The following is a 25,461-nucleotide window of genomic DNA, read 5'->3' as shown; positions in this document are numbered from 1 at the left end:
ATGAGCACCCGGCAAAGAGCCCTGATCGTCGACGACGAGCCCGACATCCGCGAACTCCTGGAAATCACCCTGGGGCGCATGAAGCTCGACACGCGCAGCGCACGCAACGTCAAGGAGGCCCGCGAATGGCTGGCCCGCGAACCCTTCGACCTGTGCCTGACCGACATGCGCCTGCCCGACGGCACAGGCCTGGAACTGGTACAGCACATCCAGCAGCGCCACCCGCAGGTACCGGTGGCAATGATCACCGCCTACGGCAGCCTGGATACGGCGATCAACGCGCTCAAGGCGGGCGCCTTCGACTTTCTGACCAAGCCGGTCGACCTCGGCCGCCTGCGCGAACTGGTGGCCACCGCCCTGCGCCTGCGCACGGCCAGCGATGAAGAAGGCCCGGTGGATACCCGCCTGCTCGGCGAGTCGCCGCCCATGCGCACGCTGCGCAACCAGATCCAGAAGCTCGCGCGCAGCCAGGCCCCCGTCTACATCAGCGGCGAATCCGGCAGCGGCAAGGAACTGGTGGCCCGGCTGATCCACGAGCAGGGGCCGCGGGGCGAACAGCCGTTCGTCCCGGTCAACTGTGGCGCCATTCCCTCCGAGCTGATGGAGAGCGAGTTTTTCGGCCACAAGAAGGGCAGCTTCACCGGTGCCATCGAAGACAAGCAGGGGCTGTTCCAGGCCGCCAATGGCGGCACCCTGTTCCTCGACGAAGTCGCCGACCTGCCGCTGGCGATGCAGGTCAAGCTGCTGCGCGCCATTCAGGAAAAGGCCGTGCGTGCCGTCGGCGGCCAGCAGGAACTGGTGGTGGATGTGCGTATCCTCTGCGCCACACACAAGGACCTGGCCGCGGAAGTCGCAGCCGGACGCTTCCGCCAGGACCTGTTCTACCGCCTAAACGTCATCGAGCTGCGCGTGCCGCCACTGCGCGAACGCCGCGAGGACATCCCGCTGCTGGCCGACACCATGCTGCGCCGGCTCGGCGAAGGAACCGGCCTGGCCCAGCCCCAACTGGCAGCCGAGGCGCTGGAAAAACTCAAGAGCTACCGCTTCCCCGGCAACGTGCGCGAACTGGAGAACATGCTGGAACGCGCCTACACCCTGTGCGAGGACGAACAGATCAAGGCCAGCGACCTGCGCCTGGCCGACGCCAGCGGCGCGGCGGAAGCCGGCGAGGCATCGCTGGCGCAGATCGACAACCTGGAGGACTATCTGGAAGACATCGAGCGCAAGCTGATCATGCAGGCACTCGAGGAAACCCGCTGGAACCGCACCGCGGCGGCCCAGCGCCTGGGCCTGACCTTCCGCTCGATGCGCTATCGCCTGAAAAAGCTGGGGCTCGACTGAGCCTCAGCCCAGCCGGCCAACCGGCGAGTAAGGCGCGGGATCGACTATCGGCTCACGCCCCAGCATCAGATCCGCCAGCAACCGGCAGGAGGCCGGGGCCAGCACCAGACCGTTGCGGTAGTGCCCGCAATTCAGCCACAGCCCCGGGAACTCCGGCACTTCGCCAATAAACGGAATGCCCTCCGGAGAACCCGGGCGCAACCCGGCCCAATGCCCCACCACCTCGGCCTCCGCCAAGGCGGGCAGCAACTGCTGCGCAGAAGCCTGCAGGCTGGCCAGCGCCTCTGCAGTAGGCGTCTTGTCGAAACCGACATGCTCAAGGGTGCTGCCGACCAGCACATGGCCATCCCGCCGCGGGATCGCATAGCGCCCATGGGCCAGAACCATGGCCGGCAGAAAGTCCTCGGCACATTTGTAGAGGATCATCTGCCCCTTCACCGGCTCAACCGGAAGACTCAGCCCCAACCCAGCCAGCAATTCACCACTCCAGGCACCGGCCGACAACACCACCCTATCTGCCGGCAGTTCGCCGTTGGTCGTCAGCAGCCCCACGACCTGCTGGCCACGGCGCAGGAAACCATTGACCCGGACGTGCTCATGCAATTGCACATTCGGCATCGCCTGCAACTCGGCCTGAAGCGCCTGCACCAGGCGTGGATTACGAACATTGGCCAAACCCGGCCAATGAATGGCACTGGTAAAGCCCGCACCCAATGCCGGAACCGCGTCATGAACCTGCGCCATATCGACCCGGGACAAGCCTGCTTTCTGCCGTTGCGCCCAGGCCAATGCATCCGCCTCATCCTGCAGATCCAGCCAATACAAGCCAGTGGCATGGACCTCGGGATCGATACCTGTCGAAGCGAGCAGCTGCCGCCCAAGGTCGGGATAGAAGCTTTGCGACCAGTGCGCCAAAGCAGTGATCGCCGCACTGTAGCGCCACGGATAGAGCGGCGAAACGATGCCACCTCCAGCCCAGGATGACTCGCGCCCTAGGGCGCTGGAGTCCAGCACAGTTACCTGGATGCCCACACGAGCCAACTGCAAAGCGCTCAGCAAACCAATAACACCACCACCAATACAGACTACTTTCACCCGCCGCCCCTCTACAGATAGCGCATACAGCCCCCAAAGGGCATCACCCCAAGCGCCCACAATCAGTCTCTGCTGGAGTCGCGAGTTCCACGCTCCGCCACTTAGGCCAGTCAGTTTACATTCCCAACCGACGGCATGGCCCTCCTATGCGTCAGGAAAAAGCAAGGCAAATAAGAAGGGCCAGATAAGCTGGCCCTTGACTAACAAACTATTTCCAACACTCCCCGGCAGATGTCCCGGTCGCCCCCCTGGCACCCATATTATTGAGGGTCAGGGTCGCGCACTTGGCATCGCCCGCCTGGACTTTTCCAGCAACCGGAGATGCGGTAAGGGTATAGGTGGTCGCGTCGCTTACCACCCCCACCGTATACAGCCCGTCAGACGAGTTGACCGTACCATTGTTCTGCACCGTACAGCCTGCATTGTTGTAGGCGCTGTACTGGGTGAAGCACCGCTCCAGAACCTGGCTAGTCTGCAGCAAGGTTGTTTTGGCATCGGTGCGATTGCCCTTGCGCACGTAATCCATATAGCTAGGATAAGCAATAGCCGCCAATATTCCGACTATGGCCACGACAACCATGAGCTCGATCAGGGTAAACCCCGCCAGGCGCCGACTCATCGCAACTGCCGCCATGACATCCTTCCTTCTTTGGCTGAACCTTTCTCTGTAATCACCAGGATATTACCCGACGACCCCCCTGAGTACTTGTATTCGGTATCACCGGCCGAAACGATACCAGGCGTCTTGATGATCCCCTCACGCGAACGCATGCCACCAGGAGGACAGGTAAGACCATTGCCACAAGAGACATTGTCGGCGCTGTTGAACTCACCATCACCATTGGTATCGAGTACCGCATAGTTGAGATTGCCTCCGGTGAAGGCATCCAGCTCCATCAACCAACTGGTACCGCCAGCCAGGCAAGGATCGGCAGACGGAATTACTGTGGTAAAAATGATTCGCCCAGCCCTCAACAAAGGTAGGCTGACTGCTCGCTCGCCAGAGGCAACGTTACTGCTCCCTGATGGAGAACCCAAGTCCATATACCATCCACGCTTATTCGCCCCTAGCGCTGTCTTACTGAAAGTCCGGTAGTCGCCCGACTCGTACTCAATTCGCTGCATCTGCAACTCACTCCGAGCGCTAACCTCCCAGCCATTCAGGCTATTGCCAGAAGGTACCTTGTCCCAGATGCCATAGAAGCTCTGCATCTGCGGGCTGCTACCAACGGTATTGTCACTGGTTTCGAAATACTTGCCGGTACCAAAGTAAATCATCAACCCACCACTTGGGTTCGAACCAATTTCGAGACCTGAAGTTATAGGCTGAACTTGGTTTGACTCGTTCTTTGCAGTGAACAGTGGCACACTGACTGCACTAGCATTATTCCCAGAAGTCTTGAATACCGCCCAGTTATTCGGATTACTATCGGAAAGATTGAATTTCCACAAATTACCCTTCAAGTCGCCGGCATATACATAGGTAATATAGCGATTGGCATCCACCATAACTGCCGGCGCAGAAAGCCCATTATCGGTATCGGCAGTAGTGTCGGTATCGACGACTATTTTTCGAATAAACTCACCGTTCGCCGCATCCACCACATAGAGAGCTGCACGACCAGAGTTGCTGTCATAACCATTACTGAAGATGGCCACCCAGCGACCGGCTCTGGTGCGGGCAATCACTGGCAGCCCATAGGTATAGCCGAGATCATTCCAGTTATTGCTAGTGTCGCTGGTATCCGGCGCAGTGATTTCCCACAACACATTACTGGCAGAAAAACTCGTCGGCGTGCTGATATCTAGGCCGTAGATGCCCCGCCCGCCAGCCCCAAGGCCACCAACGGCATAGGTTTTCCAGGCTCCGCCCACGTAGACATCGCCCACCCCAATCGGACCGTCCACATAGTATCGATGGGAATAGTTGGCCTTGGTCAGATGACGTAAGCCGGGGGTATCACCCGGAGTGCCGGTACGCTGTTTGAAAATCGATTTCGGCACATAGGCAAACAACTCACGACCGGTTTCCGCATTGAAAGCATGCAACATGCCATCGTTGGCACCGACCATCACCAACTTGGTGGCACCACTGGCACTCTTGCTGTCCAGATACGCCTGATAAGTATCGGCCGGCTCGGTAGCCACAGCTACATCGTTGGGCACGGTGTAGCCGTAGTTCTGCGCACCAACAAAAACCGGGTCCGAGTTGACTATATCGCCAAGCACCGTAGTACGGGCACGCAGTACCTCATTGGTAGACAAGACAGCGCCGGAGCTACCGCCACGTAGCCAGTCAACTACTAGAGCGCCATCCGCGGCATTGGAAACGGCCAAGTCGGTTTGCTGGGTAGAGGCCAGGTTATCCCAGAGGAATACAGCGCCCGCGCTACCTGTGTGGGTAAACACGTTCCGGCTCGCCGCCGCGGGAATGAGACCAGCGGTATTAGTTTGCCAGCGTGCCGAGCCGACCGTGCCATTGCTGTTGATGCCATAAGCGATCAGTTCACCACTCCAGTTACCGCTGTTGAACTTGGCCTGATAGATCAACGTGTCGGTATCGAGACGAGTGGAGTTGGTTGCGATGGCGGCGGCCGAACTGGTCTGGTTCCGGATCGACTGCATCGCTTGGTTTAAGACATTGCTTAACTGCGTTGCGTTGTTGGCCGTAAAGTACTGACCATGGCCATAGGCCGCGGCATCTTGCAGCATCTGGTTGGCTACCGAAAAGCCTACCGTGAAGGTCTGCATGTTCTGTTTGGCAAAGGCCGGATCGCTGTAACTGGCATAACCATCATCACCTGTACGCTTGAAGTCTATGTCGTAGGCAAACTTGGCCACATCGTCCAAATACAACGTATACCCCTCGACAGTCTGATCGGAGCCGGCGGGACGCCATCCATCTGAATGCTGCGGAGCAGGTGTAACCGACGTGGTCTCTGGTGACAGACCATCCCAATCCGGAAGCGCCTTGCTGGTATCCCGAACATCCTCTGGATCATCACTGGGGAATTCCGTGTCATACGTTGGCAGACCATCGGTAATCACCACGCCAAAGTTCTTCTGGCAGCGGTACTGCTGTGGACTGGTATAGCTATCGAGACCGCGCATATAGCGGGTTACTTCATAATAGGCTTCGGCCAATGGCGTAGAGCTGTTCGCACTCAACCCATCAATACTCGACGTTAGCGTTGACTGCGTGGAGCCGACGTCCGCCTCCAGCTCACCCCCAGCCTGGTCATTGAAACTGAACACACCGAGGCGCATTCCAGAGTTATTAGCAACGATACTCTTGGCTGCAGCCTTAAGAACACGCATCCGATAATCATTGGGGACTGCCGCCACTTGGGTCAGATCGGTTCCATCGGCATAGGTTCTGGCTAGATAAGCGGCGTAGTTTTGAACAAACCACGTCCCCCCACTCCCATAAGGATCAGGGAATTTCAAACACTTCTCCGTGACGCTATCAATGCGAAATTTTGAAAACCCTGCCGCACAATCCCCCGCACCCAACCCATTCTTTGTTATATATGTACCACTCTCTTGGGAAAGATCTGCATAGCTATATGTATAGTTACCCCACCAATCCCTGGATGAAGACATGTACTCGACCAGACCGCTACCACCATTCAAGAAATAGTTATAATTATTATTGTAACCATCCGCCCAGATAGCATGTTTCATACTACCGGAGTCATCCAGCAGCAGCATCACGTTGGGGGCCACCGTAGTCGACTGAAACAGTGGCACATCGGCGATATCGAGAGCCCACACGGGAGAGGCCGCATAACCGGCCAGCAATGCTCCCAGCGCAAAAGATTTAACCCTGTTCACGGTCTAGCCTCCCTGCCGACGATAGGTCGACTGCAGAATCACCACCGCATCGGTCGTGCCGCCTTGGGCGCGCGCCGTTACGCGATAGCTCTTGATTTCCTTGAGAGCGCCGAATTTCATACTCTCGCCTGGAGCAGCAAACACCGTAGGCACCTCTTCAACCACATAGCGCGGCGCCGCACTCAGTTCACTGTACGTTGCCGTCGAGGAGTAAGTCCGTGAGTTGGATGGCCAAGGATAAGCCTCCCAAAAGGCCGGATCCCCGGAGCGCAGCCCGGTATAGTTCTTGTTAATCAATCCGGCAGAATTGTTGAATGCCGGCAAGGTAGCCGCCTGCAGATATTTTTCGCCGCCACGCAGGGCCGCTTCAGCCGCTTGGAAGGCCAAGTTACGGTCACGCATATTACCGACCATTTTCTCTTGCAGCGTGGTGTCCTGCATACCTGCCACGCCAATCAGGGTCATGATCAACAGCAACACCAAGGCAACAATTAACGTAGCGCCACGCTCACGACCATAAAGCATTGCGACAGATTGACTCATGGCATCTTCGCCCTCACGCCGATGGTAGAAACAAAAACGTGGCGCAGGCGCTTGTCCGTTGGCGCCACGCTATTAACACTGCCACCATTGAAACTGACGACTTGCGCTGTATCCGTCACATTGTTCTCGACACTACGAACAAGCAACTGTACACGAACAGCCCCCACCTTATCCCAGGCAGCCGCGCTAGTGACTGCTGTGGCGGTATCATATTGATCCGGAACAAAGTCCGTCCCGGTATCCCGGCCATAGAGCAACTGCAGATTCTCCACGCCTTCGAGAATTTCCTGGGCCGTACCAGGCACTATCGCCTGCCAGAGTGCCGGCTGCCCACTTCCCCCGGCACTAGTGGCGATGTAGTAATAAACCGTATTCATCTTGATGATTTCCGAGTCGGTACCAAATTTCTCGGAGTCTGGAGCACTTGCCCCCCCCCAAGAGCTTATGGCGTTCCCTGGCGTCCCAGAAGCGGGGTGGGTCAAGTTGAACTCATTGGGCTGCCCGGTCACCTGAATATTGCCGGTCTGGAAAATCCTGGCCTTGTTGCAGTCCGCCACCATCAAAATATCGCCCTGACAGATACCACTGATCCTGTCAGTACTGTCCGCGCACGCCCCCGCCTCGACGCCCTTTTCTTCGGCAAACAACTGCGCCGAGTTATTGTTCTGGACGACCTTCACACCATCACCCACCGGCCCTTTGAGTATCAAAACATCGGTATTGGGAAGAGGTGCCGGACTCAAGGCAGAGAGATCCGTCGGCACACTGGCACCGACATCATAGCCACGCACCCCCCGGGAAAAGTCGTAATTAATCGTGGCGGCATTATTCAGTGTATTGGTGGTCGAAGAGTAATCGCCGCTGGCACAGCCGGTATAACCAGCCATGCGAATATCACGACCGAGAAACTCCAAGGCCATACGGCCATTTTCCTGGATACGGGCCAACGACTGTTGAAAGCTGTAGGTCTTCTTGCTGTCGACAAATATCTTACCGACACCAGCAATGAGGATCAGCCCGACAACCATGGCCACCATTAATTCAACCAGAGACAAGCCTTTCTGTAGTCTGTACATGGCCCTGTCCTTAGATTTGTGTCTTGTAGGTGAAGCTGTCGTTGGCATCTCGCCCCGCTTCACGCCATTGGATGGTCAAGGTGCAGATATTCGAGGCACAACTCACCGCGCCATCACCCGCCGGCAGTGTTGCCGCAATCAGCGTCAGCCACTGATTCTGATCTGTGGTCACTGTGCTGACCGCCGTTGGTACTCCGTCCGAAATGCTGATGTTGTACAGGTTCGCGCGCGCATCATCCTTGTTCAGGCGCATGCGATCGGCCATGTCATAGGCGAGAATATTGGCCTGCGAACGCAGATAGGCGCCATGGTTGAACTGCAATGAACGCCCCTGCAAAGCAGCCAGACCGAGCAACCCCACCGAAGTAATCAGCAAGGTCACCAGCACCTCGATCAGGGATAAGCCTCTTTCGTGCTTCATTTCGTCTCCTCAGGTGCAGTTCACTTTCTGCACGGAAATCCTGCCTGATGCCGAAAACGAGATAGTCCTGGCATTGGGCCCAGTACAACCGGTGACCTGAACGGTGATGGTCGAGTTTTTCGGGGCAAAGCCCAGACCAGAGAAACGGATAAAGCTCGCGGTACCTGTGGCGGTCGCTCCACCGGACATGCCAGTACGCCGACTGAGAGTTGCCCCGAGCGCCGGAGAAGCAGCCGTGTCGCTTGCTGCCGTGTCAACAAAGACAATCCAGCCGGTTTGCCACGAAGTACCCGAACAGGTGGCACCATCCGAACTAGGACATAGGCTGACACGCGAGCCCCGCTTGACCGCCTCTGTACGAGCCGTATTCAGCGCTGAAACCAGTTCGTTGGCAGCAGCCTGAGAGCGGTTGTTGCGCATCATGTCACTGAAGCCTGGCGCCGCAATCGCCAGCAACACGCCCAAAACGGCGACTGTGACCATCAACTCCACCAAGGAGAACCCTCTGTAAAGCCTCACCCTGCACCTCCAGTCTTCTGTGGCCCGCAGCCTAATCAGCCGCGTCTGGCCTGTCGCCAGGCGACCGACGGCCGCACCATTTTGCTGACAGCAGGTCACTGGCGAGAAAGAACCCGGTGATCTAACGTGAATCACTCCCAGTGCACATGGATGTGTCTTATGGAAAACGGAACCAGCCTGGCCGAATGCCTCGTCGCCTTGGTGATTTTGTCTATCGCTGCCGCAGCGGCCACTCCTGCAGTCGACTCATGGGTCACACAGAGCCGGCTGAATACAGCCACCCAACAGCTCAGGCAGGATCTCGCCTATGCCCGCCATCTGGCAGTCATGCGCCAGCAACCCATAGGCATTCAGCCACTCACGATTAATTGTTGGGGTTGCGGCTGGCGGGTAACCACCAATCCCGCCACCCCTGATATGCGCGTGCTGACGCAGCGCGCCGCAGCAGCCGAGCCACTACGGATACTGAGCAGCAGCACTTGGCGAGCGGGCGCGACCTTCATGCCGGACGGCGCCGCAGTGCAAAACGGCGGGGCTTTTGCCGCGGGGAGTTTTAGTGTTTGTGCGGCGGACAGCGACTACTACTTCAAGGTCATCGTCAGCAAGTCCGGGCGCGCACGCATCACGCGCGAAACGGCGCGCTGCTTATGAAATGGGGGTCAGACGCAGCTCTTTGGGCATCGAGAAGGTCACATTCTCCAGGCGCCCTTCCACTTCCATGACGGCATTAGCCCCCCAGGCCTTGAGCTGCTCGATGACCCCCCGCACCAGCACTTCCGGGGCGGAAGCACCGGCCGTGATGCCGATCAGCGACTTACCGGCAAACCATTCCTGGCGCAGGTCTTCGGCGCCATCGATGAGATAGGCCGGAGTCTCCAGGCGCTCGGCCAGTTCGCGCAGGCGATTGGAGTTGGAGCTGTTTGGACTGCCCACCACCAGCACCACATCGCATTCGGCTGCCAGCTGCTTGACCGCATCCTGGCGATTCTGGGTGGCGTAGCAGATGTCGTCCTTGCGCGGGCCGCCGATGCTCGGGTACTTGGCCCGCAACGCGTCGATGACCCGGCTGGTGTCATCCATCGACAAGGTGGTCTGGGTGACGAAGGCCAGTTGTTCGGGGTTGCGCACCTGCAGCCTGGCAACGTCCGCCTCATCCTCAACCAGGTAGATGGCGCCGCCGTTGGCCGCGTCGTACTGGCCCATGGTGCCCTCGACTTCCGGGTGCCCGGCATGGCCGATGAGGATGCACTCGCGGCCGTCACGGCTGTAGCGCGCCACTTCCATGTGCACCTTGGTCACCAGCGGGCAGGTCGCATCGAACACCTTGAGGCCGCGCGCCTCGGCTTCCTGACGCACCGCCTGGGACACGCCATGGGCACTGAAGATGACGATGACGTCGTCCGGGACCTGCTCCAGCTCCTCGACGAAGATGGCGCCGCGCGCGCGCAAATCCTCGACCACGAACTTGTTGTGCACCACTTCATGACGCACGTAGATCGGCGGACCAAACACTTCCAGGGCGCGGTTGACGATCTCGATCGCGCGATCGACACCGGCGCAGAAGCCGCGGGGGTTGGCGAGTTTGATTTGCATGCTGGCGATCTCGGGAAGTGCGCAAAAAAGGGATGTGGATGCGGAGCCTACGGCCGCACCATGGCGGCGCGGCCAGCCGGCATCAGACCAGGCGAACCTCGATGATTTCCACCTCGAAGTTCAGCGTCTTGCCGGCCAGCGGGTGATTGAAGTCGATGGTCACCTGGGTGTCGTCAAAAGCTTTGACCACCCCAGGCAGCTCGGCGTTGGCCGCATCGTTGAAAATCACCAGCAGCCCTTCGGACAGCTCCATATCCTGGAACTGCGCACGCGGCATCACCTGCACATTCTGCGGATTGGGCTGGCCGAAGGCGTTTTCCGGCTCGACCTGTACCACGCGCTTGTCGCCGGCCTTGAAGCCGAACAAGGCCGCCTCGAAACCCGGCAGCAGATTGCCATCGCCGACCTTGAAGGTCGCCGGCTGCTTGTCGAAGGTACTGTCGACCACGTCGCCATTAGCCAGCTTGAGGGCGAAATGCAGGGTGACTTCCCTGTCCGGGCCAATACGTTGCTCAGTCATGTGCAGGTTCTCCGGACTTCTTGCTCTTGAACATATCCAGCGCCAGCATCACGGCGCCGACGGTAATGCCGCTGTCCGCCAGATTGAAGGCGGGGAAGTAATACTGGCTCTGCCAGTGCACGAGGATGAAGTCGACCACATGACCGAGCACGATACGGTCATACAGATTGCCCAGCGCCCCGCCCAGCACCAGGGCCAGGGCGATGGCCAGCCAGGTTTCATCGGCCTTCAGGCGCTTCATCCAGACCACCAGCACCGCGCTGACGCCCAGGGCGATGGCAGCAAAGAACCAGCGCTGCCAGCCGGACTCGCCGGCCAGGAAACTGAAGGCGGCGCCGCGGTTGTACACATGGATCCAGTCGAAATAGCCATCGAGTACGACCACGCGCTGGCCATACTCGAGTACCTGCAGCACCACCTGCTTGCTGCCCTGGTCGAGGACGAACACCAGCAGCGCCAGCCACAGCCAGGCCAGGCGCCCGAAACGGCTGACCTCAGGCATGCTCACGCACCTCGCCGGCGCCTTCGATGTTGCTCACGCAACGCTCGCACAGCTCGGGATGCGCGGCATGGCTGCCAACATCGGCGCGGAAGTGCCAGCAACGCCCGCACTTGGCATGGGCCGACTTGACGATCTTCAGCTTCAGCCCGGCGACTTCGGTCACCACCGCATCGGCCGGCGCATCGGCCAGTGGTGCCAGCGAGGCAGCCGAGGTGATCAGGGCGAAACGCAGCTCGTCGCCCAGCTTGGCCAGTGCGCCCTGCAGCGCCTCTTCGCCGTACAGGGTGACTTCCGCCTGCAGGCTGCCGCCAATGGCCTTGGCCGCGCGCAGGTTTTCCAGCTCCTTGTTCACCGCGGCTTTCACCGCCATGACCTGATCCCAGTAGGCGCGATCCAGCGCGAAGCCTTCCGGCAGGCGCTGCAGGCCGGTGTACCAGGTATTGAGCATCACCGACTCGTTGCGCTCGCCCGGCAGGAACTGCCAGATCTCATCGGCGGTAAAGGCCAGGATCGGCGCGATCCAGCGCACCAGCGCCTCGGCGATGTGGAACAGCGCGGTCTGGCAGGAGCGCCGCGCCACGCTATTGGCCGCGGTGGTGTACTGGCGGTCCTTGATGATGTCGAGATAGAAGCCGCCCAGCTCCTGCACGCAGAAGTTGTGCACCTTCTGGTAGACGTTCCAGAAGCGGTATTCGCCGTAGGCTTCGATCACTTCGTCCTGCAGACGCGCCGCGGCATCCAGGGCCCAGCGATCCAGATCGAGCATCTGCTCGACCGGCAGCAGGTCCTTGGCCGGGTCGAAGCCGTTCAGGTTGGAAAGCAGGAAGCGCGTGGTGTTGCGGATACGCCGATAGGCATCGGCGCTGCGCTGCAGGATGACCTTGGACACGGCCATCTCGCCCGAGTAGTCGGTGGACGATACCCACAGGCGCATGATGTCGGCACCCAGGCTGTCGTTGACCTCCTGCGGGGCGACCACGTTGCCCAGCGACTTGGACATCTTGCGGCCGTTCTCGTCGACCACGAAGCCGTGGGTCAGCAGGGCCTTGTACGGCGCATGGCCGTCGATGGCACTGCCGGTCAGCAGGGACGAATGGAACCAGCCGCGGTGCTGGTCGGAACCTTCCAGGTAGAGGTCGGCGCGCGGGCCGTGCTCGTGCCCCATCGGGTGCGAGCCACGCATCACGTGCCAGTGGGTGGTGCCGGAGTCGAACCAGACGTCCAGGGTATCGCTGATCTTGTCGTACTGCGCCGCCTCGGCACCCAGCAGCTCCGCGGCATCCAGCTTGAACCAAGCCTCGATGCCTTGCTCCTCGACGCGCCTGGCCACTTCTTCCATCAGCTCGACGGTACGCGGGTGCAGCTCGCCGCTTTCCTTGTGCAGGAAGAACGGGATCGGCACGCCCCAGTTGCGCTGGCGCGAGATGCACCAGTCCGGGCGCCCGGCGATCATGCTGTGCAGGCGCGCCTGGCCCCAGCCCGGGACGAATTCGGTCTGCTCGATAGCGGCCAGGGCGCGCTCGCGCAGGGTCGCACCGTCATTCGGGGTCTTGTCCATGCCGACGAACCACTGCGCGGTGGCGCGGTAGATCAGCGGGGTCTTGTGCCGCCAGCAGTGCATATAGCTGTGCTGGATCGCCTCGTGCTTGAGCAGCGCGCCGACTTCGTCGAGCTTGGCGACGATGGCCGGGTTGGCCTTCCAGATGAACTGGCCGCCGAAGAACGGCAGGTCGCTGACATATACGCCGTTGCTCTGCACCGGGCTGAGGATGTCGTCGTTGCTCATGCCGTACTGCTTGCACGAACGGAAGTCGTCCTCGCCGTAGGCCGGCGCCGAGTGGACGATGCCGGTACCGGCGCCCAGCTCGACGTATTCGGCCAGGTAGACCGGCGCGAAACGCTCATAGAAGGGGTGACGGAAGCGGATGTGCTCCAGCTTCGCGCCCTGGGTGGTGGCCAGCACCTCGCCTTGCAGGCCGTAGCGCGCCAGGCAGCTTTCGACCAGTTCTTCGGCCAGCAGCAGCAGGCGTTCGCCGGTATCGACCAGGGCGTAGGTGAATTCGGGGTGGACGTTGAGCGCCTGGTTGGCCGGAATGGTCCAGGGCGTGGTGGTCCAGATCACGATGCTGGCCGGCTTGCTCAAGTCGGTCAGACTGAAGGCAGCAGCCAGCTTGGCGGCATCCTCGACGACGAACGCCACGTCGATGGCATCGGACTTCTTGTCCTGGTACTCGACTTCCGCTTCGGCCAGCGCCGAACCGCAATCGAAGCACCAGTTGACCGGCTTCAGGCCCTTGAACACGAAGCCCTGCTTGACCATCTCGGCCAGGGCGCGGATTTCCCCGGCCTCGTTGGCGAAGGCCATGGTCTTGTACGGATTGTCCCAGTCGCCCAGCACACCGAGACGGATGAAGTCGGCCTTCTGCCCTTCGATCTGCTCGCCGGCATAGGTACGGCAGCGCTCGCGGGTCAGGTCGGACGGCTGGTTCTTGCCGAAAGTGGTCTCGACCTTGTGCTCGATCGGCAGGCCGTGGCAGTCCCAGCCCGGCACATAGGGGGCGTCGAAACCGGACAGGGTCTTGGAGCGGACGATCATGTCCTTGAGGATCTTGTTGACCGCGTGACCGATGTGGATGCTGCCGTTGGCATAGGGCGGGCCGTCGTGCAGGACGAACTTCGGCCGGTTCGCGCCGAGCTGCCGCAGCTTCTGGTACAGGCCAATGCTGTCCCAGCGCGCCAGGGTTTCCGGCTCGCGCTGCGGCAGGCCGGCTTTCATCGGGAAGGCAGTATCCGGGAGGTTCAGCGTGGCTTTGTAGTCGGTCATCTCAGGCTCTTGGGCTCAATTCAGTCAAGCGGTGATCAATCAAGCGGCTGACCCAGCCAGTAGGCCCGGGCGGCAGCGACATCCGCGTCTATCGCTGCCTTCAGCGCCTCCAGCGAGGCGAAACGCTGCTCATCGCGCAGCTTGTGGTGGAAAATCACCGTCAGGCGCCGGCCATACAGGTCGCCGGCGAAATCCAGCAGATGCACTTCCAGGTGGGGGCGACCATCGCCGGCGACCGTCGGTCGCTGGCCGATATTGGCCACTCCCCGGTAACGCCGGCCATCGACCAGCGCACTGACCAGAAACACCCCGCGCAGCGGCGGCTGGCGCCGCTTGAGCTGCACATTGGCAGTCGGCGTGCCGAGCTGGCGCGCCAGTTTCTGCCCGTGCAGCACCCGCCCGCTCAAGGCGAAGGGGCGGCCGAGCAGACGTTCCGCCAGCTCCAGCTCGCCAGCCTGCAGCGCCTGGCGCACCCGGGTGCTGCTGACCCGATCGGCATCCAGCTCGACGGTCAACGCCGCTTCGACGCTGAACCCCTGCTGCTCGCCAGCCTGCACCAGGAAGGCGAAATCGCCCGAACGATCGCAACCGAAGCGGAAATCGTCGCCGACTTCCAGATGTTTGACGCCCAGGCCGTCGACCAGCACCTGGCGCACGAACTCGGCCGCCGACAGTTCGCGCAGACGCCGGTTGAACGCCAGGCACAGCACCAGATCGACACCCTGCCCGGCCAGCAGTTCGAGCTTCTCACGCAGACGGGTCAGACGCGCCGGCGCCGTATCGGGGCCGAAGAACTCGCGCGGCTGGGGCTCGAAGATCACCACGCAACTGGGCACGCCGAGCTCGATCGCACGCTCGCGCAAGCGCGCCAGGATGGCCTGGTGGCCCCGGTGCACGCCGTCGAAATTGCCGATCGTGGCAACGCATCCCTGGCTCAGGGGTAGCAGATTGTGAAGACCGCGGACCAGCTGCATAGCGCGCTTCTTGCTTACAAAGTGGTCGATTATACGCACAGGCGGCGACGGACAACAGGCAGTGCGTCCGTCATCCGCGCCGTCAGCGCACTGCGCGCCGGGCGAAATCGCGCAAACGGAAGCCCAGCAGCACCAGCACACAGAAATAGACCAGCCCCCCGCCCAGCACCAGCGCCGCAAGACGCAGCAGACGCCAGAGCATGCCGTCATCAGCCCATGGCGGCATGAAATGCATGGCCAGCAGCAGCGCCACGACCATTACCAATAGCGCAAGCGACAACTTGCCGAGGAATAACAGCCAGCCAGCCTGCGGCTGGTACAACCCGCCCTTGCACAACCGCCAATACAGCAGCGCAGCATTCAGGCAGGCGGCCAAGCTGATGGACAGCGCCAGGCCGGCATGCGCCAGGGGAATCACGAAGACGAACAGCACGTTCATCAACTGCGTGGCAAGCAGACTGACAACGGCAATCTTCACCGGCGTCTTGATGTTCTGCTGGGCATAGAAGCCGGGCGCCAGGATTTTGATCAGGGTAATACCAAGCAAACCGACCGAATAGGCGATCAACGCCCTCTGAGTCATATCAGCATCGCTGGCCGTGAACTTGCCGTACTGGAACAGCGAAACGGTTAGCGGCTCGGCCAGCACCGCCAACGCCAGCGCAGACGGCAGCACCAACAGAAAGCACAGGCGCAGCCCCCAATCGAGCAAACGAGAATAATCCTCACGATTGGCACTGGAATAGGTTTTCGACAAGGCTGGCAACAGGATGGTGCCCAGCGCCACCCCCAGCACCCCGGACGGCAGCTCCATCAGACGGTCGGCGTAGTACATCCAGGACACCGAACCGGCGACCAGGAAGGAGGCGAAGATCGTATTGATGATCAGCGAGATCTGGCTGACCGACACGCCGAAGATCGCCGGCCCCATCTGCTTGAGCACACGCCACACGCCGGTATCGCGAAAGCTCAGGCGCGGCAGCACGAGCATGCCGATCTTCTTCAGGTGCGGCAGCTGGTAAAGCATCTGCAGCAGGCCGCCAACCAGCACAGCCCAGGCCAGCGCCATGATCGGCGGGTCGAAATAAGGCGCGAGGAACAGCATGAAGATGATCATGCTGACATTCAGCAAGGTCGGCACAAAGGCCGGCACCGAGAAGCGGTTCCAGGTGTTCAGCACCGCGCCGGCCAGCGATGACAACGAGATCAGCAGGATGTAAGGAAAGGTCACCTGCAACAGATCGACCGTCAGGCCGAAGCGATCAGCCTCATCGGCAAAGCCTGGCGCGGAAATCCATACGATCCAGGGCGCCGCCAGTATGCCGAGCAAGGTGACCAGCGCCAGCACCAGGGTCAGCAGACCCGAGACATAGGCAACAAAGGTTCGCGCCGCCTCGTCACCCTGCTGGGTCTTGTACTCCGCCAGAATCGGCACGAAGGCCTGAGAGAAGGCGCCCTCGGCAAAGATCCGGCGCAGCAGGTTAGGCAGCTTGAAGGCCACCACCCAGGCATCCGAGGCGACTCCGGCACCGAAAATCCGCGCAATCAAGGTATCGCGAACGAAGCCCAGCACCCGGGAAAGCATGGTCAGGGAGCTGACGGCCGCCAGCGACTTGAGCAAATTCATGGAATATTCGACTTCCGCAAACGCGCGCAGTCGCGGACAATCCGCTGCCGCGCAAAGGCGTCGAGTGTAACGGCACGCCACTGGTCAGGCCAGCACACCGGGATGCTAATGCGCTTGACATATGAGCCTCGCCTCGGCATGATTCGCGGCCTTATTTGTTGCTATCCCCCAGTTTTTTCTCGAGGAGCTTGACGGTGGCCAATACACCTTCTGCCAAAAAACGCGCAAAACAGGCTGAGAAGCGTCGTAGCCATAACGCCAGCCTGCGCTCCATGGTTCGTACCTACATCAAGAACGTGGTCAAGGCTATCGACGCCAAGGACCTGGAAAAAGCGCAAACCGCTTACGTTCTGGCTGTGCCTGTAATCGACCGCATGGCCGACAAAGGCATCATCCACAAGAACAAAGCAGCTCGTCACAAGAGCCGCCTGAACGGTCACATCAAGGCACTGGCTACCGCCGCCTAAGATGTACCGCTCATGAAGAACCGGCCTCTGGCCGGTTTTTTATTGCCCGGATTTTGCCTGACAGAAAAAAGCCGGAGCATGCTCCGGCTTTTTATCGACCTACTGCCCCGCCCAGGGCAGGATCGGAATGGCGGTCACCGCGTTCTGCGGACTACCCTCGATGATCCGGTCGCTGTAGACCAGATAGACCAGGGTGTTGCGCCCCTCGTCAAAGAAGCGCACCACCTGCATGGTCTTGAATACCAGCGAGGTACGCTCCTTGAACACCTCCTCGCCATCCTTGAGCTTGCCGGCAAAGCGGATCGGCCCGACCTGGCGACAGGCAATCGACGCCTCGGCGCGATCCTCGGCCAAGCCCAGGCCACCCTTGACGCCACCGGTCTTGGCGCGCGACAGGTAGCAGGTCACCCCCTCCACCTTCGGGTCGTCGAAGGCCTCGACGACAATTTTGTCGTTCGGCCCGACCCACTTGAACACCGTGGAAACCTCGCCAATCTCTTGCGCCGCCGCCATCAGCGGCAACAGCAACAAGCCTCCCAGCAATCCCTTCGCCCGATGCATTGGCACGCTCCTTAGACCAGAATCAGGTTATCCCGATGCACCAGCTCGGGCTCATCGACATAACCCAGCAATTTCTCGATGGCATCCGACGGCTGGCCGACGATCTTCTGCGCCTCCAGGGCACTGTAGTTGGCCAAACCACGGGCAACCTCGCGACCATCCGGACCGACGCACACCACCATCTCGCCACGCCGGAAGCTACCCTGCACTTCCTTGACCCCGACCGGCAACAGACTCTTGTGCCCTTGCAGCAACGCCTTCACCGCCCCGGCGTCCAGGGTCAGCGTACCGCGCGTCTGCAGATGCCCGGCCAGCCACTGCTTGCGCGCCGCCAGCAGGCCGCGCTCGGGCGCCAGCAGGGTGCCCAGGCGCTCGCCCGCCTTGAGCCGATCGAGCACCCGCTCGATCCGCCCGCCGACTATCACCGTATAGGCTCCGGAGCGCGCCGCCAGGCGCGCGGCGCGCAGCTTGGTCTGCATGCCGCCGCGCCCCAGCGCGCCACCGGTACCGCCGGCCACCGCATCCAGCGACGGATCGTCGGCGCGCGCCTCGAAAATCAGCTGGGCATCTGGATTGTGCCGCGGATCTGCATCGAACATGCCATCGCGGTCGGTGAGAATCACCAGCAGATCGGCCTCGACCAGATTGGCCACCAGCGCCGCCAGGGTGTCGTTGTCACCGAAACGAATCTCGTCGGTGACCACCGTGTCGTTCTCGTTGATCACCGGGATGGTGCCGAGCTCGACCAGGGTGCGCAGGGTGCTGCGCGCATTCAGGTAGCGCTTGCGATCCGACAGATCGTCATGGGTCAGCAGCACCTGCGCGGTGTGCTTGCCGTGCTCGCCGAAGCTGGACTCCCAGGCCTGCACCAGGCCCATCTGCCCGACAGCAGCAGCAGCCTGCAACTCATGGATCGCGCTCGGCCGGGACGCCCAGCCCAGACGACTCATGCCGGCCGCCACCGCCCCGGAGGACACCAGCACCAGCTCGACGCCCGCCTCGCGCAGCGCCACCATCTGCTCGACCCACACCGCCATGGCCGCACGATCCAGACCACGCCCGTCCGCCGTCAGCAGCGCACTACCGATCTTCACCACCCAGCGCCGGGCGCCGGTCACCTTGTCCCGCATGTCGTCAAATCCTACTGGCCAGTCAGCACAACGCCGCTATCAAGCGGCGCTGTACGATACCTCAATCGCGAACGTAGATGATCTCCGGACCATCTTCGTCATCTTCGAAATCGTCATCCCAGACATCGTCATCGCCAATGTCGTCGACGCTTTTCAGCCCCGCCTTGCGCAACGCACGCTTGTCGTCCAGCGCCTGCAGACGGGCGCGCGCCTCGTCCTCGATGCGCCGATCCAGCTCGGCCAGCGCCTCGGCATAGGCCGGCTCCTCAGCCTTGCGCACCTCGCGCTCGTCGAGATAGCGCATGATCGCCTGGCTCAGCGCCTCGGTGCCTTCGCTCTCTAGGGCGGAGATGACAAACACCGGACCTTCCCAGCCCAGATGATCGATCACCGCACGCATGCGCTCCTCGCGCTCATCATCGAGCAGCTGGTCGGCCTTGTTCAGCACCAGCCAGCGGTCGCGATCGGCCAGGGCCGGACTGAATTTCTCCAGCTCACGAATGATCACCTCGGCCGCCTCGGCCGGATCGCTCTGATCCAGCGGCGCCATATCGACCAGATGCAGCAGCAGACGAGTACGCGCCAGGTGCTTGAGGAAGCGAATGCCCAGACCAGCACCCTCGGAAGCCCCCTCGATCAAGCCCGGAATGTCGGCGACCACGAAGCTCTTGTAGCGCCCGACACTGACCACACCCAGGTTCGGCACCAGGGTGGTGAAGGGGTAGTCCGCCACCTTCGGCTTGGCCGCCGACACCGAGCGAATGAAGGTGCTCTTGCCGGCGTTCGGCAACCCGAGCAGACCGACATCGGCCAGCACCTTCAGCTCCAGCTTGAGGTCACGCGACTCGCCTGGCTTGCCAGGCGTGGTCTGGCGCGGGGCACGATTGGTGCTGGACTTGAAGCGGGTATTACCCAGCCCGTGCCAGCCACCCTGGGCCACCATCAGGCGCTGCCCCGGCCTGGTCAGATCACCGATGATTTCCTGGGTACTGGCGTCGATCACCGTAGTGCCGACCGGCACCGGCAGGATCAAATCCTCGCCCTTGGCGCCGGTACATTCGGTACTGCCACCCTTCTCGCCATTGCGCGCATTGAAGCGACGCGTGTAGCGGTAGTCGACCAGAGTATTCAGGTTCGGATCGGCCTCCATGAAAATGGAGCCGCCATCACCACCATCGCCGCCGTTAGGGCCACCCTTCTCGATGAACTTCTCGCGACGAAAGCTCATCATGCCGTTACCGCCGTCGCCGGCTTTTACAAAAATCGAAACTTCATCGACGAATTTCATGGGTACGCCTCCCGTCTCGGCGACGGGCTAATGGAACACTGGATACAGGATATACAGAAACAAAAAAGCCCCGTCGCGAGACAGGGCTTTTTCAGCAAGCGCGGACTTAGGCAGCCACGACGCTCACGTAACGGCGACCGAAGGCACCCTTAACTTCGAACTTGACCACGCCGTCGACTTTGGCGAACAGAGTGTGGTCTTTGCCCATGCCAACGCCGTAACCAGCGTGGAATTGGGTGCCGCGCTGACGCACGATGATGTTGCCGGCCTTGATGGCCTGGCTGCCATACATCTTCACGCCAAGGCGTTTAGCTTCTGAGTCGCGGCCGTTACGAGTACTACCGCCAGCTTTTTTGTGTGCCATGAGTCAAATACTCCAGACTGGGATCAGGCTTGGATGCCAGTGATCTTGATTTCGGTGAACCACTGACGGTGGCCCTGACGCTTCATGTGGTGCTTGCGGCGACGGAACTTGATGATGGTCACTTTGTCATGACGGCCTTGGGCGGTCACTTCAGCAACAACCTTCGCGCCTTCAACTACCGGAGCGCCGATTTTGACGTCTTCACCGTTGCCGATCAGCAGAACGCGATCGAAAGTCACGGATTCGCCAGTGGCGACTTCCAGCTTCTCGATCTTGAGGAATTCACCTTCGGCGACCTTGTATTGCTTGCCACCGGTAACAATTACAGCGTACATGGATATCTCTCCGTTAAACCTGCTCACCCGACTCTTTATAGGAAGAGTTATTGGCCGGCATGGCTGCTTGGGTCAGTGTCGAACCCTAGCAATTGCGTAAGGCAGGGAGTGCCCAAAGAAGTTAGGGGCCGCGATTGTACGGAAACCATGCAGACGAGGCAAGCCCCGCCAGCACTTGCCTTGACAGCCCCTACCCCGCCCCCTAGCATGCCGCGCAATCCGCCCGAGCACCGGCCTAGCTGCCGCGCGCACCGCTGATTCCGCGCCCTCGACCGGTACCGGACAGCGCCCAGCCCCAGGAGCCCCGTCAACGATGCAACCCCAGGCCTTCTACAGCGTGGTGGCGGACGATTTCGCCGCCGTCGACGGCATCATCCGCCGCCAGCTGGTATCGCGCGTGCCCCTGGTGGAAAAGATCGGCGACTACATCATCTCCGCCGGCGGCAAACGCCTGCGACCGCTGCTGGTGCTGCTCAGCGGCAAGGCCCTGGGCTACCAGGCCGACGACCTGCGCCTGCTGGCGGCGACCATCGAGTTCCTGCACACCGCCACCCTTCTGCATGACGACGTGGTCGACATGTCCGGCATGCGTCGTGGCCGCGCCACCGCCAATGCGCAGTGGGGCAATGCGCCGAGCGTGCTGGTCGGCGACTTTCTCTATTCGCGCTCCTTCGAGATGATGGTCGAACTCGGCTGCATGCCGGTGATGAAGATTCTCTCGCGCGCCACCCGGGTGATCGCCGAAGGCGAAGTGCTGCAGCTGTCCAAGGTGCGCGACGCCAGCACCACGGAAGAGACCTACATGGAAGTCATCCGTGGCAAGACCGCCATGCTCTTCGAGGCCTCGACCCATAGCGCCGCCGCACTGGCCGGCGCCGACAGCGCACAGAGCGAGGCCCTGCGCCACTTCGGCGACCACCTGGGCATCGCCTTCCAGCTGGTCGACGACCTGCTCGACTACCAGGGCGATGCGGCGACCCTGGGCAAGAACGTCGGTGACGACCTGGCCGAGGGCAAGCCGACCCTGCCACTGATCTACACCATGCGCGAAGGCAGCGCCGAACAGGCCGCCCTGGTGCGCACGGCGATCCAGAAAGGCGGCATCGAGGACCTGGAAAGCATCCGCGCCGCCGTGGCCGCTTCCGGCTCGCTGACCTATACCGCCCAACTGGCCCGCGAGCATGCCGACCGCGCCATCGCCTGCCTCGACACCCTGCCGGACAACAGCCATCGCAGCGCCCTGATCGAGCTGTGCCGCTTCGCCGTGGCGCGCACCCACTGAGCCGCCGAGCCAGGCCAAGAGCCCGTCCCCGCGACGGGCTTTTTATTGCCCGACGAAACGCTGCAATTGAGACTTGCTATTATTTGAATAGGAATTATTCTCACCTCCGAGTTTAAAGACAAGGAGCTGAACCATGACCTATCTGATCGATGCCTGGCTGGATCGCCCGCATCCCTACCTGCGCATTCTCAATCGGGAAACCGGAGCGGTGTGCGCGGTGCTGGAAGAGGAAGCCATCGATGAACTGCGCGACCAGGGCGATCTCGACCTGAACGGCCTGAACTCCAGCGAGCCGAGCGTGCTCAAGGAGCTGGTTCGCAGCCTGTTTCTGTTCTGCTACGCCCGCGCCCTGCGCCCCCATGAGGAACCGCAGCGAGCAACCGACTGACGCCAGGACGCGCCTGGTGCCAGGCAGCTTCTGCAGGGGCTGACCGGGCAGCAGGTGCCCGGGCGCTCAGGACGAGCCCCGGGCATCGTTCTTACAGGATGTCGAGCAGCTCGACGTCGAACACCAGCACGCTGTGCGGCGGGATGCTGCCGACGGCCTGGCCGCCGTAGGCCAGCTCGCTCGGCACATGCAGGCGCCACTTGCTGCCGGTATTCATCAGCTGCAGGGCCTCGACCCAGCCAGCAATCACGCCACCCACCGGAAACTCGGCCGGCTCGCCACGCTCGTAGGAGCTGTCGAACACGGTGCCGTCGATCAGGGTGCCGTGGTAGTGGGTGCGCACGTGGTCTTCGCGCGACGGCTTGGCACCTTCGCCGGCCACCAGCACTTCGTACTGCAGGCCCGACTCCAGCACGGTCACGCCATCACGCTTGGCGTTGTCGATCAGGTAGCTGCGCCCGGCGCCGGCGGCAACTTCGGCCTTGGCCGCGGCTTCGGCCTGCATGATTTCGCGGATCACGCGGAAGCTGGCATTCAGCTCTTCCGAGGACACGCGACTGGCCTGGCCGGCAAAGGCGTCGCGCAGGCCGGCGACCACGGCATCCAGGCTGACGCCGGGCGGCGGGTTGTCGCGCAGCTGGTCACCCAGCTGACGGCCGATGCCGTAGCTGACGCGGCTCTCGTCGGTGGACAGATTGACTTCGGACATGGCTGGGCTCCACTAGCGGGCAAAAAAGGGCGGCCAGACTAGCACAGTGCCCCGCTCAAGACGCGGGCCGGGCCGAGCGATTTCGTCGGCAGCGCTCAGAGCAGTGGCGCACCTCATCCCAGCAGCGTGCCCACTTCTTCCGCCAGCGGAAGGGCAGGCCGCAGACCGCACAATGCTTCAGCGGCAGCTCGGCCTTGCTCACAGCGCCTGCCCGGCGTCCAGGCGCGCCAGCAGCTGCTCGCCACGCTGCCACAGGGCTTGCCGCCTGGCCTCGGGCATGCGTGCGAGGTTCTTGTAGACCATGCCCAGGCGCTGGTTAGCGCCGAGCCGGTCCTGGTGGCGCATGAGGAAGTGCCAGTACAGCGCATTGAACGGACAGGCCTGCTCGCCGGTGCTCTCGGCAACCTTGTAGGCGCAGCCGGCGCAGTAGTCGGACATGCGCTTGATGTACTGGCCGCTGGCGCAATAGGGCTTGGAGCCCAGATAGCCGCCGTCGGCATGCATGACCATGCCCAGGGTGTTGGGCAGCTCGACCCAGTCGAAGGCATCCAGGTAGACGGCCAGGTACCAGTCACACACCTGCTGCGGGGCGATGCCGGCGAGCAGGGCGAAGTTGCCGGTGACCATCAGCCGCTGGATATGGTGGGCATAGGCATGCTCGAGCGTCTGGCCGATGGCCTGGCGCATGCACTGCATCCGGGTCTGCCCGGTCCAGTAGAACTCCGGTAGCGCGCGGGTATTGCCGAAGGCATTGCGCGCGGCGTAGTCCGGCATGTGCAGCCAGTAGATGCCGCGCACGTACTCGCGCCAGCCGATCAGCTGACGGATGAAGCCTTCGGCGGCATTCAGTGGCACGCGCCCCGCCCAATAGGCCGCCTCGACATCCGCGCACAGACGGCGCAGATCGAGCAGGCCGATATTCAGTGCCGCACTGATGCGCGCGTGGAACAGGAAGGGCTCGCCGCTGGCCATGGCATCCTGGTAATCGCCAAAGGCCGGCAGGGCGAAATCGAGGAAATGCGCCCACAGCGCCTCGGCCTCGGCATGTGTTACCGGGTAGTCGAAACGCTCCAGCGTGCCGTAATGATGGCTGAAGCGTGCCGCCACCAGCTCCAGCACTTCGCGGGTGATGGCGTCAGGGGGAAAATGCGCCACCAGCGGCGCCTTGACCGCCCTGGGCAGCGCCTTGCGATTGTCCGCATCGAAGTTCCATGCGCCGCCGACCGGCGTGCCGTCGCCATTGAGCAGCAGCCCGCTCTTGCGCCGCATCTCGCGGTAGAAATACTCCATGCGCAGCTGTTTCTTGCCGCGGGCCCAGGCGGCGAACTCGGCACGCCCACAGAGGAAGCGCCGGTCCGCATGCCACACCAGCGGCAGGCCGGCATCCCGCAGCGCCTGTTCCAGCCGCCACTCGCCGCATTCGCTGACATGCACCTCGCCAGCCGCCAGCCGCGTCGCCCAGCGACGCAATTCGCCAACCAGCGAGCCCGTATTGGCCGCATCATCGAGACGCACATAGTGCACTCGCCAGCCCCGCTCACGCAGTGCCTCGGCAAAGTGGCGCATGGCACTGAAGATCAGCGCGATCTTCTGCGGATGATGCGGCACATAACCGGCCTCCTCCGCCACCTCCGCCAGCAACAGGACATCCTGCGCCGGGTCCAGTGCAGTCAGCAGCGCCAGATCGAAGGACAGCTGATCGCCCAGAACCAGGCCGAGCCGGCGCACCGCGACAGCAGGGGCGCCCGCGCTACCAGGCATTGTTCATCGAGATCGGCACGCGTAGTGGCTGACAGGCCGCCGGCGGCATGCCACACATCTCGTCATGGACCTCGGCATGCACCAGATGGAACGGCAGGCGTGGCAATTGCTGCAGCAGGTCGCGGGCATGCTCGACCGAGCGCAGGTGCAGGATCTTGCCGTGCTCGTCCTTGACCGGCAGTGCCTTGCCATCCATGTGCACCTCCAGCACATAGATACCGCCTTCCAGGGAAACCAGGTTGAGTTCATCCACATGACCAGCATGCGCATGGACCAGCAGATCGTGCAGTTTCATGGAGCACCTCGC

Annotated in this window: 27 protein-coding genes; 5 read left to right on the top strand and 22 right to left on the bottom strand. The window is 61.7% G+C overall.

What is annotated here, in order from left to right:
- Positions 1-1,341, top strand: a complete 1,341-nt coding sequence (locus GV001_RS04395; protein ID WP_160078434.1) for a sigma-54 dependent transcriptional regulator — start codon at positions 1-3, stop codon at positions 1,339-1,341.
- 3 nt (positions 1,342-1,344) lie between these two features.
- Here GV001_RS04395 and thiO read toward each other — a convergent pair whose 3' ends face one another.
- The 7 genes from thiO to GV001_RS20045 all read right to left on the bottom strand — a co-directional run bounded on the left by thiO (position 1,345) and on the right by GV001_RS20045 (position 8,829).
- The gene (thiO, locus tag GV001_RS04390; protein ID WP_256664864.1) at positions 1,345-2,436 is read right to left on the bottom strand and encodes a glycine oxidase ThiO; all 1,092 of its coding nucleotides are present in this window, start codon (positions 2,434-2,436) and stop codon (positions 1,345-1,347) included.
- A gap of 208 nt (positions 2,437-2,644) precedes the next feature.
- Complete coding sequence (locus tag GV001_RS04385; RefSeq protein WP_306108810.1) at positions 2,645-3,070, bottom strand: type IV pilin protein; 426 nt, start codon at positions 3,068-3,070, stop codon at positions 2,645-2,647.
- Positions 3,052-6,270 carry a pilus assembly protein gene (locus tag GV001_RS04380; protein ID WP_160078433.1) on the bottom strand — a complete coding sequence of 1,073 codons (3,219 nt, stop codon included), beginning with the start codon at positions 6,268-6,270 and terminating at the stop codon, positions 3,052-3,054. Before GV001_RS04380 ends, GV001_RS04385 begins: the two co-directional genes overlap by 19 nt.
- Positions 6,271-6,273: 3 nt before the next feature.
- Positions 6,274-6,813 carry a PilX N-terminal domain-containing pilus assembly protein gene (locus GV001_RS04375; RefSeq protein WP_256664863.1) on the bottom strand — a complete coding sequence of 180 codons (540 nt, stop codon included), beginning with the start codon at positions 6,811-6,813 and terminating at the stop codon, positions 6,274-6,276.
- Positions 6,810-7,889, bottom strand: a complete 1,080-nt coding sequence (locus GV001_RS04370) for a PilW family protein (protein ID WP_160083164.1) — start codon at positions 7,887-7,889, stop codon at positions 6,810-6,812. Before GV001_RS04370 ends, GV001_RS04375 begins: the two co-directional genes overlap by 4 nt.
- A 10-nt stretch (positions 7,890-7,899) precedes the next feature.
- On the bottom strand, positions 7,900-8,310 hold the full coding sequence (gene pilV / locus GV001_RS04365; protein ID WP_160078432.1) for a type IV pilus modification protein PilV: 411 nt from the start codon (positions 8,308-8,310) through the stop codon (positions 7,900-7,902).
- Between the two features lie 9 nt (positions 8,311-8,319).
- The gene (locus GV001_RS20045) at positions 8,320-8,829 is read right to left on the bottom strand and encodes a GspH/FimT family pseudopilin (RefSeq protein WP_256664862.1); all 510 of its coding nucleotides are present in this window, start codon (positions 8,827-8,829) and stop codon (positions 8,320-8,322) included.
- Positions 8,830-8,988: 159 nt separating this feature from the next.
- Between GV001_RS20045 and GV001_RS04355 the strand changes: the two genes are divergently transcribed.
- Positions 8,989-9,480, top strand: coding sequence for a GspH/FimT family protein (locus GV001_RS04355; RefSeq protein ID WP_160078431.1), 492 nt, complete (start codon positions 8,989-8,991; stop codon positions 9,478-9,480).
- Here GV001_RS04355 and ispH read toward each other — a convergent pair.
- The 6 genes from ispH to murJ all read right to left on the bottom strand — a co-directional run bounded on the left by ispH (position 9,475) and on the right by murJ (position 16,869).
- Entirely contained in the window at positions 9,475-10,422 is a 948-nt protein-coding gene (gene ispH / locus GV001_RS04350) for a 4-hydroxy-3-methylbut-2-enyl diphosphate reductase (RefSeq protein WP_160078430.1), read from the bottom strand. The two genes, GV001_RS04355 and ispH, sit on opposite strands and share 6 nt — an antisense overlap.
- Positions 10,423-10,504: 82 nt before the next feature.
- Positions 10,505-10,942 (bottom strand): peptidylprolyl isomerase, encoded by a 438-nt coding sequence (locus tag GV001_RS04345; RefSeq protein WP_160078429.1) that lies wholly within the window; start codon positions 10,940-10,942, stop codon positions 10,505-10,507.
- The gene (gene lspA / locus GV001_RS04340; protein ID WP_160078428.1) at positions 10,935-11,444 is read right to left on the bottom strand and encodes a signal peptidase II; all 510 of its coding nucleotides are present in this window, start codon (positions 11,442-11,444) and stop codon (positions 10,935-10,937) included. The genes GV001_RS04345 and lspA overlap by 8 nt, the downstream gene beginning before the upstream one ends.
- On the bottom strand, positions 11,437-14,268 hold the full coding sequence (gene ileS / locus GV001_RS04335; protein ID WP_160078427.1) for an isoleucine--tRNA ligase: 2,832 nt from the start codon (positions 14,266-14,268) through the stop codon (positions 11,437-11,439). The genes lspA and ileS overlap by 8 nt, the downstream gene beginning before the upstream one ends.
- A 35-nt stretch (positions 14,269-14,303) precedes the next feature.
- Positions 14,304-15,242 (bottom strand): bifunctional riboflavin kinase/FAD synthetase, encoded by a 939-nt coding sequence (gene ribF / locus GV001_RS04330; RefSeq protein ID WP_160078426.1) that lies wholly within the window; start codon positions 15,240-15,242, stop codon positions 14,304-14,306.
- An 82-nt stretch (positions 15,243-15,324) separates the two neighbouring features.
- The gene (murJ, locus tag GV001_RS04325) at positions 15,325-16,869 is read right to left on the bottom strand and encodes a murein biosynthesis integral membrane protein MurJ (protein ID WP_160078425.1); all 1,545 of its coding nucleotides are present in this window, start codon (positions 16,867-16,869) and stop codon (positions 15,325-15,327) included.
- Positions 16,870-17,063: 194 nt separating this feature from the next.
- Between murJ and rpsT the strand changes: the two genes are divergently transcribed.
- On the top strand, positions 17,064-17,336 hold the full coding sequence (gene rpsT, locus GV001_RS04320) for a 30S ribosomal protein S20 (protein WP_160078424.1): 273 nt from the start codon (positions 17,064-17,066) through the stop codon (positions 17,334-17,336).
- A gap of 99 nt (positions 17,337-17,435) precedes the next feature.
- Here rpsT and GV001_RS04315 read toward each other — a convergent pair whose 3' ends face one another.
- The 5 genes from GV001_RS04315 to rplU form a co-directional block, all read right to left on the bottom strand.
- On the bottom strand, positions 17,436-17,897 hold the full coding sequence (locus GV001_RS04315; protein ID WP_160078423.1) for a CreA family protein: 462 nt from the start codon (positions 17,895-17,897) through the stop codon (positions 17,436-17,438).
- 11 nt (positions 17,898-17,908) lie between these two features.
- Positions 17,909-19,027 carry a glutamate 5-kinase gene (proB, locus tag GV001_RS04310; RefSeq protein WP_160078422.1) on the bottom strand — a complete coding sequence of 373 codons (1,119 nt, stop codon included), beginning with the start codon at positions 19,025-19,027 and terminating at the stop codon, positions 17,909-17,911.
- A gap of 61 nt (positions 19,028-19,088) precedes the next feature.
- Positions 19,089-20,315 (bottom strand): Obg family GTPase CgtA, encoded by a 1,227-nt coding sequence (cgtA, locus tag GV001_RS04305; RefSeq protein ID WP_160078421.1) that lies wholly within the window; start codon positions 20,313-20,315, stop codon positions 19,089-19,091.
- A 106-nt stretch (positions 20,316-20,421) separates the two neighbouring features.
- A complete protein-coding gene (rpmA, locus tag GV001_RS04300; protein WP_160078420.1) occupies positions 20,422-20,679 on the bottom strand; it encodes a 50S ribosomal protein L27 in 258 nt (85 codons plus the stop codon).
- Between the two features lie 23 nt (positions 20,680-20,702).
- Positions 20,703-21,014: a 50S ribosomal protein L21 gene (rplU, locus tag GV001_RS04295; RefSeq protein WP_160078419.1), complete on the bottom strand. Its 312-nt coding sequence runs from the start codon at positions 21,012-21,014 to the stop codon at positions 20,703-20,705.
- A gap of 313 nt (positions 21,015-21,327) precedes the next feature.
- Between rplU and GV001_RS04290 the strand changes: the two genes are divergently transcribed.
- Both GV001_RS04290 and GV001_RS04285 read left to right on the top strand, forming a co-directional pair.
- Complete coding sequence (locus tag GV001_RS04290; protein WP_160078418.1) at positions 21,328-22,296, top strand: polyprenyl synthetase family protein; 969 nt, start codon at positions 21,328-21,330, stop codon at positions 22,294-22,296.
- A gap of 133 nt (positions 22,297-22,429) precedes the next feature.
- Complete coding sequence (locus GV001_RS04285; RefSeq protein ID WP_160078417.1) at positions 22,430-22,684, top strand: hypothetical protein; 255 nt, start codon at positions 22,430-22,432, stop codon at positions 22,682-22,684.
- A 91-nt stretch (positions 22,685-22,775) separates the two neighbouring features.
- Here the strand turns inward: GV001_RS04285 and GV001_RS04280 are convergent, their stop codons facing one another.
- Genes GV001_RS04280 through GV001_RS04265 form a run of 4 tightly spaced genes read right to left on the bottom strand, consistent with a single transcriptional unit; the run spans position 22,776 to position 25,449 of the window.
- A complete protein-coding gene (locus GV001_RS04280; protein ID WP_160078416.1) occupies positions 22,776-23,393 on the bottom strand; it encodes an FKBP-type peptidyl-prolyl cis-trans isomerase in 618 nt (205 codons plus the stop codon).
- 55 nt (positions 23,394-23,448) lie between these two features.
- Positions 23,449-23,595, bottom strand: a complete 147-nt coding sequence (locus tag GV001_RS04275) for a DUF2256 domain-containing protein (RefSeq protein WP_160078415.1) — start codon at positions 23,593-23,595, stop codon at positions 23,449-23,451.
- Positions 23,592-25,154 (bottom strand): cryptochrome/photolyase family protein, encoded by a 1,563-nt coding sequence (locus tag GV001_RS04270; RefSeq protein ID WP_160078414.1) that lies wholly within the window; start codon positions 25,152-25,154, stop codon positions 23,592-23,594. The genes GV001_RS04275 and GV001_RS04270 overlap by 4 nt, the downstream gene beginning before the upstream one ends.
- A complete protein-coding gene (locus tag GV001_RS04265) occupies positions 25,144-25,449 on the bottom strand; it encodes a DUF6482 family protein (protein ID WP_160078413.1) in 306 nt (101 codons plus the stop codon). The genes GV001_RS04270 and GV001_RS04265 overlap by 11 nt, the downstream gene beginning before the upstream one ends.
- Positions 25,450-25,461: the final 12 nt, after the last annotated feature.

This window comes from Pseudomonas sp. 8AS, assembly GCF_902506505.1.
GTDB lineage: Bacteria > Pseudomonadota > Gammaproteobacteria > Pseudomonadales > Pseudomonadaceae > Aquipseudomonas.
Note: the sequence above shows the minus strand (reverse complement) of the source record. Positions and strands in the feature narration are given on the sequence as shown.